This window comes from Streptomyces coryli, from assembly GCF_011044975.1.
GTDB lineage: Bacteria > Actinomycetota > Actinomycetes > Streptomycetales > Streptomycetaceae > Streptomyces > Streptomyces coryli.
On record NZ_JAAKZV010000248.1, the window covers coordinates 1 to 11648 of the forward strand.

Annotated in this window: 8 protein-coding genes; 2 read left to right on the top strand and 6 right to left on the bottom strand. The window is 71.1% G+C overall.

Annotated features, from left to right (window positions below; all coding sequences use genetic code 11):
* Positions 1-136 precede the first annotated feature (136 nt).
* The gene (locus G5C51_RS34505) at positions 137-874 is read left to right on the top strand and encodes a hypothetical protein (protein ID WP_165243458.1); all 738 of its coding nucleotides are present in this window, start codon (positions 137-139) and stop codon (positions 872-874) included.
* A 94-nt stretch (positions 875-968) separates the two neighbouring features.
* Here the strand turns inward: G5C51_RS34505 and G5C51_RS34510 are convergent, their stop codons facing one another.
* Both G5C51_RS34510 and nrdR read right to left on the bottom strand, forming a co-directional pair.
* Entirely contained in the window at positions 969-3884 is a 2916-nt protein-coding gene (locus G5C51_RS34510) for a vitamin B12-dependent ribonucleotide reductase (RefSeq protein WP_165243461.1), read from the bottom strand.
* A gap of 146 nt (positions 3885-4030) precedes the next feature.
* A complete protein-coding gene (gene nrdR / locus G5C51_RS34515) occupies positions 4031-4513 on the bottom strand; it encodes a transcriptional regulator NrdR (RefSeq protein ID WP_165243464.1) in 483 nt (160 codons plus the stop codon).
* Between the two features lie 483 nt (positions 4514-4996).
* Between nrdR and lexA the strand changes: the two genes are divergently transcribed.
* A complete protein-coding gene (gene lexA / locus G5C51_RS34520) occupies positions 4997-5773 on the top strand; it encodes a transcriptional repressor LexA (protein WP_165243467.1) in 777 nt (258 codons plus the stop codon).
* Positions 5774-5831: 58 nt separating this feature from the next.
* On the opposite strand, the gene G5C51_RS34525 is transcribed toward lexA, so the two are convergent.
* From G5C51_RS34525 to G5C51_RS34540, 4 genes are all read right to left on the bottom strand, one after another.
* Positions 5832-7838, bottom strand: a complete 2007-nt coding sequence (locus G5C51_RS34525; RefSeq protein ID WP_165243470.1) for an ATP-dependent DNA helicase — start codon at positions 7836-7838, stop codon at positions 5832-5834.
* A 50-nt stretch (positions 7839-7888) separates the two neighbouring features.
* Positions 7889-9676, bottom strand: coding sequence for an IucA/IucC family protein (locus tag G5C51_RS34530; protein ID WP_240930121.1), 1788 nt, complete (start codon positions 9674-9676; stop codon positions 7889-7891).
* Between the two features lie 117 nt (positions 9677-9793).
* Positions 9794-10483, bottom strand: coding sequence for a GNAT family N-acetyltransferase (locus tag G5C51_RS34535; protein ID WP_165243473.1), 690 nt, complete (start codon positions 10481-10483; stop codon positions 9794-9796).
* Between the two features lie 34 nt (positions 10484-10517).
* Positions 10518-11648 (bottom strand): IucA/IucC family protein (locus G5C51_RS34540; protein WP_276617698.1); only part of this gene is annotated, 1131 nt, incomplete at its 5' end.

The window sequence follows — 11648 nt, forward strand, 5'->3', positions numbered from 1 at the left end:
CCTCGATCCTGCGCAGCCGCGTGGCGGCCCGCCAGGCGGGGCGGTCCGGGCGGGGCCCGGGGGCCTCCAGTGGCGGGAGCCGCCCACCGGCCGCACGCTGGAAAACCGGGGGCGACGTTCTCTTGGAGGAGAAGCGATGTCCAGGACCCGGAAAGCCGCCGCCGTCTCGCTGAGCGCGGCGATATGCGCGTCAGCCCTGGTGGGCGGCCTGGCGGGCGTCTCGTACGCGCAGGACGACAACGGCGTGGCCGGGGAAAGCGCGCCGGAGATCATCACCCAGGCCCGCGAGGCCTTCGAGAAGGCCCCGTCGATGCGCGTGAACATCGAGCGCACCGGCGTGCAGAAGGGCGACGTGACCCACACCGACCTGGCGATGGACCGCGAGGGGAACTGCAAGGGCACCGCCACCTTCGAGGGCGAGGGCGGCTTCGAGATCATCAAGAGCGGCGAGCGGCTCTGGTTCAAGCCCGACGCCGCCTGGATCAAGGCGCAGATCCCGGGCAAGGAGGGCACCGAGGCCGCGGATGAGCTCGCGGGCAAGTACCTGGAGGGCACGACGAAGGACAAGGACATCCGCGAGGTCGCGGCCGTCTGCGACATCGGCGTGTACCAGGAGGCCGTACGCGACGGCGTGGACGCACCGCTGCGCAAGCACGGCACCACCACGGTGAACGGCACCCACGTCGTGGAGCTCACCGGCCGCGAGGAGGGCAAGCAGGTCACCCTCGATGTGGCCACCACCGGCGAGCCGTACCCGGTCCGCATCTCCACCGAGGGCCCGGGCGACGAGGGCGAGACGACGGCGATCACGTACGGCGAGCAGGTCCGCCCGGAGGCGCCGCCCGCCGCGGACACGGTCCCGTGGGAGAACTGATCTTCAGCTGACACGCCGAAGGGGACCGGCCCACGCGGGCCGGTCCCCTTCAGTGCGCTGTCAGAACAAGTGCGCTGTCAGGACAGCTGTCGGATCAGCTGCAGCCGCTGGTCGAGCCGCAGCCCTCGCAGATGTAGCAGCTGCCGGCCCGCTGCATCTTCGTGCCGCAGGAGAAGCAGAGCGGGGCGTCCGCCTGAATGCCCAGCTGCATCTCGACCAGCTCGGCCGAGGTGTGCGCCTGCTTCGGCGCCTCCTTGGCGGCGGCCTCCTCGACCGACGGCGCCTGCGTCACCACGGGCTCCGGCTGGGCCGGGGTCCGCGGCGCCGACTGGGCCAGGCCCTGGACGTCGAGCTCTTCCTCGGTGGGCTCGTACGAACCCGTCTCCAGGTGCCGCTGACGCTCCTCGGCCGAGTGGATGCCGAGGGCGGAGCGGGTCTCGAAGGGCAGGAAGTCCAGCGCCAGGCGGCGGAAGATGTAGTCGACGATCGACTGCGCCATCCGCACGTCCGGGTCGTCCGTCATGCCGGCCGGCTCGAAGCGCATGTTGGTGAACTTCGAGACGTAGGTCTCCAGCGGCACGCCGTACTGGAGGCCGACGGAGACGGCGATGGAGAAGGCGTCCATCATGCCCGCGAGGGTCGAGCCCTGCTTGGACATCTTCAGGAAGACCTCGCCCAGGCCGTCGTCCGGGTAGGAGTTGGCCGTCATGTAGCCCTCGGCGCCGCCGACCGTGAAGGACGTGGTGATGCCGGGGCGGCCCTTCGGGAGGCGGCGGCGCACCGGGCGGTACTCCACGACCTTCTCGACGGCCTCGCGGATCGTCTCCTCGGCCTGCTCGGTCGCCTTGTCCGCCTCCTTCTTCTTGGCGGAGAGCGGCTGGCCGACCTTGGAGCCCTCGACGTAGACGGCGAGCGCCTTCGTGCCGAGCTTCCAGCCCTGCAGGTAGATCTCCTCGACGTCCTCGACGGTGCTGGTCGAGGGCATGTTGACGGTCTTGGAGATCGCGCCGGAGAGGAACGGCTGGGCCGCCGCCATCATCCGCACGTGGCCCATCGGCGAGATGGAGCGGTCGCCCATCGCGCAGTCGAAGACCTCGTAGTGCTCGGTCTTCAGGCCCGGGGCGTCCACGACGTTCCCGTGCTCGGCGATGTGCGCGACGATCGCCTCGACCTGCTCCTCCTGGTAGCCGAGGCGCTTGAGCGCCATCGGCACCGTGCGGTTCACGATCTGCATCGAACCGCCGCCGACCAGCTTCTTGAACTTCACCAGCGCCAGGTCCGGCTCGATGCCGGTCGTGTCGCAGGACATCGCGAGGCCGATGGTGCCGGTCGGGGCCAGCACGGAGGCCTGCGCGTTGCGGTAGCCGTTCTTGTCGCCGGTGCGGATGACGTCCTGCCAGGCCTCGGTGGCCGCGGCCCAGACCGGGGTGTCCAGGTCATCCATCCGCTTGGCCGTCGCGTTGGCGTCCGCGTGCTGCTTCATGACGCGCTTGTGCGCGGCGGAGTTGCGGGCGTAGCCGTCGTACGGGCCGACGACACCGGCCAGTTCGGCGGAGCGCTTATACGCGGTGCCGGTCATCAGCGAGGTGATGGCGCCGGCCAGGGCGCGGCCGCCGTCGCTGTCGTACGCGTGTCCTGTGGCCATCAGCAGGGCGCCGAGGTTGGCGTAGCCGATGCCCAGCTGGCGGAAGGCGCGGGTGGTCTCGCCGATCTTCTCGGTCGGGAAGTCGGCGAAGCAGATGGAGATGTCCATCGCGGTGATGACCAGCTCCACCACCTTGGCGAAACGCTCTGCCTCGAAGCTCTGGTGGCCCTCGTCGTCGGCCTTCAGGAACTTCAGCAGGTTCAGCGAGGCCAGGTTGCAGGACGAGTTGTCCAGGTGCATGTACTCACTGCACGGGTTGGAGGCGGTGATGCGGCCCGTCTCCGGCGAGGTGTGCCAGTGGTTGATGGTGTCGTCGTACTGGATGCCGGGGTCGGCGCAGACCCAGGCGGCCGCCGCCATCTTGCGGAACAGCTCCTTGGCGTCGACCTCCTCGATGATCTCGCCGTCCATCCGGCCGCGCAGGCCGAACTTCTCGCCGTTCTCCACGGCCTTCATGAACTGGTCGTTCACGCGGACCGAGTTGTTGGCGTTCTGGTACTGGACGGAGGTGATGTCGTCCCCGCCGAGGTCCATGTCGAAGCCCGCGTCGCGCAGCGCGCGGATCTTCTCCTCCTCCTTCACCTTGGTCTCGATGAAGGCCTCGATGTCGGGGTGGTCGACGTCCAGGACGACCATCTTGGCCGCGCGGCGGGTGGCGCCGCCCGACTTGATGGTGCCGGCGGAGGCGTCGGCGCCGCGCATGAAGGAGACCGGACCCGAGGCATTGCCGCCGGAGGACAGCAGCTCCTTGGAGGAGCGGATACGGGACAGGTTCAGACCCGCGCCGGAGCCGCCCTTGAAGATCATCCCCTCTTCCTTGTACCAGTCGAGGATCGACTCCATGGAGTCGTCGACGGACAGGATGAAACAGGCGCTGACCTGCTGCGGCTGCGGGGTGCCGACGTTGAACCAGACCGGGCTGTTGAAGCTGAAGATCTGGTGCAGGAGGGCGTAGGCCAGCTCGTGCTCGAAGATCTCCGCGTCCGCGGGCGAGGCGAAGTACTTGTAGTCCTCGCCGGCCTTCCGGTACGTCTTCACGATCCGGTCGATGAGCTGCTTGAGGCTGACCTCGCGCTGCGGGGTGCCGACCGCGCCGCGGAAGTACTTGCTCGTGACGATGTTGACCGCGTTGGCCTCCCAGAACTCCGGGAACTCAACGCCGCGCTGCTCGAAGTTGACCGAGCCGTCGCGCCAGTTGGTCATGACGACGTCACGACGCGCCCACTCCACCTCGTCGTACGGGTGCACCCCGGGGGTGGTGTGGATGCGCTCGATGCGCAGACCCTTGCTCTTGGCGGCGCCCCCCTTGCCGCTGCCGCCGCTCTTGCGGGAGCTACGTGCCGGGCCGCTCGTCGTCTCTGTCATTCCGCCTCCCTCTTAGGACGTAAAACGCCCTGATGCGCCCACTTCTTCCCGTGACGCAGTGTCCGTAATGTGCGTTTTTGTACGTTTTTGTACGTACGAACCCGAGGCGGTGATGAGCGCCCCGGCCCAGGTCTGTTTCTTGCGTGTCAGTGCCGCTGTTCGGCGATCTCCACCGGCGGCCGTTCGGCCGCCGCGCGGAGCTCCGCGATCGCGCCCTCGAAGTCCTCGAGACCTTCGAAGGCCCGGTAGACAGAGGCGAAGCGCAGGTAGGCGACGAGGTCGAGCTCCTGCAGCGGGCCCAGTATCGCGAGCCCGACGTCATGGGTGGACAGCTCGGCACAGCCCGTGGCCCGCACGGCCTCCTCGACCCGCTGGCCGAGCAGCGCCAGCGCGTCCTCGGTGACCGGGCGGCCCTGGCAGGCCTTGCGGACGCCCGCGATGACCTTGGCGCGGCTGAAGGGTTCGGTGACCCCACTGCGCTTGATCACCATGAGCGAGGCCGTCTCCACCGTGGTGAAGCGGCGGGTGCAGTCCGGGCACTGCCGGCGACGGCGGATCGAGGTGCCGTCGTCGGTGGTGCGGCTGTCGACCACCCGGCTGTCGGGGTGCCTGCAGAAGGGGCAGTGCATTGCTTCCCACCCTCCTTCTGACGCATGGCACACCGGCATGGCTAGCTGCTCCGGCCGACGCCTTCCGGCGCCTTGGGAGCAGGCCCCAAGCATATGGGATGCCCTTCTCCTTGATGGAGGGGGGACCACAACTTGTGGGCTGCTGACGCCAATCTAACCACTAGATCTGGTGCCGGGCTGCCATTTTCGCGCGATCGCGTGTCGTGTCGCGGTGGCCCGGGATTCCGCTTTGCGACTGCGTCCTGCGGCGGCTCGCGGCGCGGTCCCCGAGCCTACGTGACATGCCGGAGGCGACGGACGCGAGGGGGCGCGGAGTGACAGACTGAGGAGGGGTGCGCGGGGCGCGGGCCGGGCTGCTTTACACCCCGTCGTTTGATCACGTCAGCGAATTCTTGATTTTTCACTCGAACGTGTGTTTGGCGCAACCTTTCGAAACCAACTACCGTTGTCTCTCTAGGGAGACACATCTCGAGAGGGGCCGACGTGACCACGACAGCAGATAGCGCGACCATCGCCGCCCAATCCCAGCAGGCACCCGACCAGCGGACGCAGCTCATGACCGACTCGAAGTCCGACGACCAGCCACCCAAGCGCTCACTCCCCGGCCGGCCACCCGGCATCAGGGCCGACAGCTCAGGTCTTACGGACCGCCAGCGCCGGGTCATCGAGGTCATCCGCGACTCGGTGCAGCGCCGGGGGTACCCGCCGTCGATGCGCGAGATCGGCCAGGCCGTCGGCCTGTCGTCCACGTCCTCGGTGGCGCACCAGCTGATGGCCCTGGAGCGGAAGGGATTCCTGCGCCGCGACCCGCACCGCCCGCGGGCGTATGAGGTGCGCGGCGCCGAGACCCCGGCCGTGCAGCCGAACGACACCGCCGGGAAGCCCGCCGCGTCGTATGTGCCGCTCGTCGGCCGGATCGCCGCCGGTGGCCCGATCCTCGCCGAGGAGTCGGTGGAGGACGTCTTCCCGCTGCCGCGCCAGCTGGTGGGCGACGGCGAGCTGTTCGTGCTGAAGGTCGTCGGTGACTCGATGATCGAGGCCGCGATCTGCGACGGCGACTGGGTGACCGTCCGCCGCCAGCCGGTCGCGGAGAACGGCGACATCGTGGCCGCGATGCTGGACGGCGAGGCCACGGTCAAGCGCTTCAAGCGCGAGGACGGCCATGTGTGGCTGCTCCCGCACAATGCGGCGTACCAGCCGATCCCCGGTGACGACGCGACCATCCTCGGCAAGGTCGTCGCGGTGCTGCGCCGGGTCTGAGGTCACGGCACCGCCGCCGGGTGCTGCCACGAGACCCGGCGCCTCTGGTCACGGCTCCCTAGGCCTGCTCGTCGGCCGCCGCCTTCGCCTTCGCGTCGATGGCGGCCAGCGAGCGCCGGACCTGGTTGCGGTCCGTCGTGTACCAGAAGTCCGGCATGGACGCCCGGAGATAGCCGCCGTAGCGGGCGTTCGCCAGCCGCGGATCCAGGACCGCGACCACCCCGCGGTCGCCCATGGCCCGTACGAGACGGCCCGAGCCCTGCGCCATGAGCAGGGCGGCATGCGTCGCCGCCACCGCCATGAAGCCATTGCCGCCGGCCTCCTCCACGGCCTTCTGCCGGGCCGAGGTCAGCGGGTCGTCAGGCCGCGGGAATGGAATCCGGTCCATCACCACCAGCTGGCAGCTCGCCCCCGGCACATCCACGCCCTGCCAGAGCGAGAGGGTGCCGAAGAGGCAGGTGGCCTCGTCCTCGGCGAAGCGGGAGATCAGCTCGCCGAGCGTCTCCTCGCCCTGCAGCAGGATCGGCTGGTCGATACGGCCCCGGAGCTCCTCCGCCGCGGTCTGCGCGGCGCGCATGGAGGAGAACAGGCCGAGCGTCCGCCCGCCCGCCGCCTCCACCAGCTCCGTCAGCTCCTCGATCATGTCCTTGCGCAGCGGCTCCCGGCCGGGCGGCGAGAGATGCCGGGCGACGTAGAGGATCCCCTGCTTGCGGTAGTCGAAGGGGGAGCCGACGTCGATGCCCTTCCAGACCGGGGCGTCCTCCTCCTTCGTGCCCTCCGGGGAGAGGCCGAGGGACGCGCCCACGCCGTTGAAGTCGCCGCCGAGCTTGAGGGTGGCCGAGGTGAGGGTCACCGAGCGGTCGCTGAAGACCCGCTCCCTGACCAGGCCTGATACGGACATCGGGGCCACCCGCAGGGAGGCGCCGAAGCGGTCGTGCCGCTCGTACCAGACCACGTCGTACTCGGAGCCGTGGGTGATGCGCTCGGCGACCTCGTGCACGTTCTCCACCGAGGCCTGGGCGAGCTTGCGGACCGCGTCCTCGTCCTGGACGGAGCGGTCGCGGGTGTCGCCGATGGCGGTGATGACCGTACGGCAGGCGTCGCGCAGGGTCATCAGGACATGGCCGAGCTCCTCCGGGACCGGGTCGAGGCGGCCGGGGAGCGCCAGCTCCATCAGCCGCTCGAAGCTCTCCGCGGCGGTCTCCAGCTGGTCGGCCGCCTTCTCGTTGACCAGCTTGGCGGCCAGTTTCACCGCCCGGTTGACCCGCCCCGGGGTCAGCTCGCCCGTGGCGACGCCGGTCATCCGGGAGACCAGCTCATGCGCCTCGTCGACGATGAGCACCTCGTGGCTGGGCAGGACCGGGGCGTCCTCCAGGGCGTCGATGGCGAGCAGCGCGTGGTTCGTGACCACCACGTCGGCCACCTTCGCCCGCTCCCGCGCCGCCTCGGCGAAGCAGTCCTGCCCGTACGCGCACCGGGACGCGCCCAGGCACTCGCGGCCCGAGACCGTCACCTGGCCCCAGGCACGGTCGGAGACGCCCGGGGAGAGCTCGTCGCGGTCGCCGGTCCCGGTCTCGTCCGCCCAGTCGCGGAGCCGGAGCAGGTCCTTGCCGAGCTTGCTGGTGGGGCCGCCGGGCAGCGACTGCGCCGCCTCGAACTGGTCGAAGAGCCCGTCGTCCTCTTCCTGCGGCATGCCCTCGTGGACCCGGTGCAGGCACAGGTAGTTGGAGCGGCCCTTGAGCATCGCGTACTCCGGGCGGCGGCGGAGCAGCGGGTGCAGGGCGTCGACCGTGCGCGGCAGGTCTCGTTCGACGAGCTGGCGCTGCAGCGCGAGCGTGGCCGTGGCGATCACGACGCGGTCGCCGTGGGCCAGGGCGGGGACGAGGTAGGCGAGCGACTTTCCGGTGCCCGTGCCCGCCTGGACGAGCAGGTGGGTGCCGTCGTCGACGGCCGCGGCCACCGCCTCGGCCATGGCCACCTGGCCGGGCCGCTCCACGCCGCCGACAGCGGTGACGGCGGCATGCAGCAGCTCGGCGAGCTCGGGTCTGGTCTGGTCGTCTCCCATGGCGGACCACCCTAATCTGCGCGACTGACAGTGGTCGCCGTCACTGTCCGTCACGCCAGGTGCAGGGGGTTCGGGACGAGGCCGTCCACGGCGGCGTGCGGGCGCTCGGGGCGGTCGCGGTAGCCGTCGAGGTGGAGCCGGTTGCGGTTGAGGCAGAGGCGGTCGATGCGGGGCGTGAGGAGGTCGAAGAGCTCGAAGCGGTCCTTCAGCTCCGGGAAGCGCTCGTGGTAGCGGAGGATCTCTGCCCGTACGAGGGACCAGAACTCGGCCTCGGGTACGTCCAGTTGCTCCTCGCACAGCGGCGCCAGGTAGCGGAAGACGCCGATGAAGAGCCCCGCGTGGATGAACTGGGTGAGGAACGCCGGCGGCTCGCTCAGCAGCACTTCGCGCACGTCTGCCGGCATGCCGTCGAGCTCGGGCAGCGGCTGGTCGCTGGTGTTCACGTCGTCGACGAAGTCCTTCACCGCCAGGCGTACCGGGACGTCGTCGGCGTCGTAGACGACGATGGCGTTCTCGCCGTGCGGGGAGAAGACCGTGCCGTAGCGGTAGAGGAAGTGCAGCAGCGGCGGCAGCAGGGCGGCGAAGAGGCGCTGCAGCCAGGCGCCGGGGGTGAGGCCGCTGCGGGCCACCAGCTCGGCGGTGAAGGCGCGGCCTTCCGGGTCGGTGTGCAGCAGGGCGGCGAGGGTGCGGGCGCGTTCGCCGGGCTCGAGATACGCCGCGACCGGCTCGCGCCAGATGCAGCCGAGCAGCTCCTTGTACTGGTACGGGACCGCGGGCAGCCGGTCGTAGAGCGGGTGCTGGACGGTGACGGAGGCGATCTCGCCGAGCAGGATCACGCGGGTCTCGTCGCGCAGATACGTATCGCCATCGCGCAGGCCCTGCACCCAGGCGGTGACGGCGGGTGCGGCGAGGGTGCGGTCGGTGGGGAGGCCGCGCCAGACGAGGGTGTTGAGGATGGAGAGCGGGAGCTTGACCGTACGGGCCTTGGGGCGGCTGACGTTGAGGAAGGTGCGGATCGACTGCTGGGGCAGCCGGAAGTCGTTGTCAGTGGGGAGTGGCAGGATCGTGTTGTCGGCGAGTTGCGGGGCGAAGAGGGGCTGGATGGTCTCGTCCCACTGCCAGGGGTGCACGGGAAGGAAGAGGTAGTCGCGGGGGTCGCGGCCCGCGGCGGTGACCGCGCCGGTGAAGGCGGCGCGGGTGGCCGGGGTGAGTTCGTCGGCGTAGAGCTGGTCGGGGGTGGCCAGGGAGGGGGTGCCGCGGTAGCTGGCGAGAGAGCGATGGGCGGCGAGCCAGGGCAGGGGGCGCGGGGTGCGGGATTCCGGGGCCCAGGTCTCGGTGTCGGCGGTGGAGAAGCCGATGCGGCCCTTGTTGGGGACCAGCCAGGGGTGGCCGGTCTGGTGTCCTTCGAGCTCGGCGTAGTCGAGGCCGGCGAGTTCGGCGCTGGTCACGGCCGTGGCGGCGAGGCGGGTGTCGGCGGCCAGGGTGGCGGTGAGCTCGCGGATGAGGTGGCCGGTGGTGTCGCCGGTGAGGGAGAGGAGCGTGTCGTGGGTGGCGGAGAGGAAGTGCAGCGGGTCGGCGGCGCCGGGGAGTTCGGCGCCTGCGGGGTCCGCGGCGATGATCGAGTCGGCGTCGACGCGCCAGCTGCCGTAGGCGCCGCGCCGGGCCGTGAAGCGATAGGTGAGGCCGTCGCCGGCCGGTAGCCGGTAGCCGCGGGCGGCGGCCGGGTCCGGCTCGGGGTTCAGCACGCCCTCGTAGGCGAACTCACCGAGCATCTTGGCGAGCAGCTGACGGGCGGAGCGGCGCCATAGGTCGGCGTCGCGGGTGGTGTTGCGGGTCAAGACGGCTGGCTCCTACGGGCTGGTGTGGTGGGCATGCGGGCTGGTGCTGGGCCCGGCCCGGGCCGGGCCGGGCTTTCCTGGGCTGGGCTTTGCTGCGCGGTGTGGTGCTGTGCGCGGTCAGAGGATGTGGCGGAGGGCGCGTTCGCGGACCATCAAGGACGCGCGCTTGTCCGGCAGGGTGAGTTCGCCGTGGTAGCCGAAGCCGGCGCCGAGGAAGGCGGCGATCGAGGGGGCGTTGCGCACGTCGGGTTCGGCGAGGACGCGCTCGCACTGCGGGCGGTGGTCGAGGACCAGGTCGGCGGCGGCTCGCAGCAGCGCGGTGCCGAGGCCGCGGCCGCGGTCGGCCGCGCGGCCGATGAGAAGGTGCAGGCCGGTGTCGTGCGGGCTTGCGTCGTAGTGCGCGGCGAGCGGGTCGAGGTCGGCGCGGTAGATCTCCCAGTACGACATGGGGGTGCCGTCGAGGAGGCCGAGGCAGGGGATGCTGTGCCGCGCCGGGCCGTCCGGGTCGAGCTGGGCGCGCAGGTGGGCGGCCGTGCGCTCCTCGGGGCCTGCGAGCTCCCAGAAGGCGGCGACGGCGGGGTCGTTCATCCAGCCGTGCAGCAGCGGGAGGTCGGTCTCGAGGCGTACGGGCCGGAGGGAGAAGGCGCCCGCGGGGGTGTGGGCGGGCTTCCAGTCGGCGACCGGGGCCTCGTCCTCGGGGCTGCGGCCGGCGGCGAGCAGCTCGGCGAGGGCGGCGAGCGGCGCGCGGAGGTCGATGGTGTCGTCGGGGCGACGGCGCGGGGCGAGAGTCGATGGGGTGGGGGGCACTGCGGGCCTCTTCTCGGAGGTGGCTTACGGCCGTTCAGGCCGCCAGCGGGTTCTTGATCGTGACGTACACGGACTGGGTGTCGACCGGGCCGACGAGCTCGTCGAGCCCGTGCAGCCTGGTGAGCAGATTGGCCTTGCACCGCAGCGTCGCCGTCTCCAGGAGGCGGGCGGGCAGCGGCGATACGGGCTCGCCGGGGTCGGCCGGGCCTGCCGCTTCGGTGAGGAAGCGGCGGCAGGCGGCGAGCAGCACGCGCTCGCCGCAGAGCCCGGTCGAGCCGAAGGCGCCGATCAGGCCGAGGATGTTGTTGATGCCGAGGTAGTACGCGAAGCGCTCGTCGGTGACCTCGTCGGAGACGTACGAGTCGCTTTCCACGCCGATGCCGGGCAGCCGCCGCTGCAGGGCCTCGCGATGGGAGGTGCGGAAGTAGTAGCCCTGGTTGTCGCGGTAACGGCCGCCCGCGGGCCAGCCGTCGGCGTCCAGCAGCACCAGGGTGTTCTGCTGGTGCGCCTCCAGGGCGACGCCGGCGTGGGCGTCGAGCCAGAGGACGGGCCGTACGACGGTCTCGAGATAACGCAGGAACCACTCGGCCGACACCGCGGCCGTCGGCCGTCCCGTGCTCTCCGCGAGCCGCTCGATCACCTCCTGCAGGCGCGAGCGCATGCCGCGCCGGCCCGGGGCGGGCTGCGGGGAGGTGAGGGCGGCGATGCACAGGGCGTCGTCCTCGGCGGCGAAGGGCTGGTGCCGGATCACGACGTCGAGGCCGGGCAGCTGTTCGCCGTCCTCGGTGTCGACGGCGAGCCAGGCCGGGTCGCGGACGATGTCGAAGCCCTGGCCGCCGGGCGGCCCCGCGGCGGCGACCGCCTTGCGCCACTCCTCGCCGAGCCCGGCGCGCAGCAGGCGGTGCACTTCGGTGCCGCGCTGCAGCTCCTTGCGGAGGTTCTCGCGGCGGGAGTTGGTGATGCGCAGGCCGAGGGAGAGCTTGAGCATGGCGGGGCTGCCGGGGCGGCAGACCGTACGCACGGAGGAGGTCGGGTGCCAGGGCGCGCCGTGCGGGCCGAGGTCGTGCAGCAGGCCGGCGTGCAGGAGCCGAGCGACGGCGGGGCGCGCCGCGACCTCGCGGGCCTGCCAGGGGTGGAGGGGCAGGGGGACGTAGCCGTCGGGGAC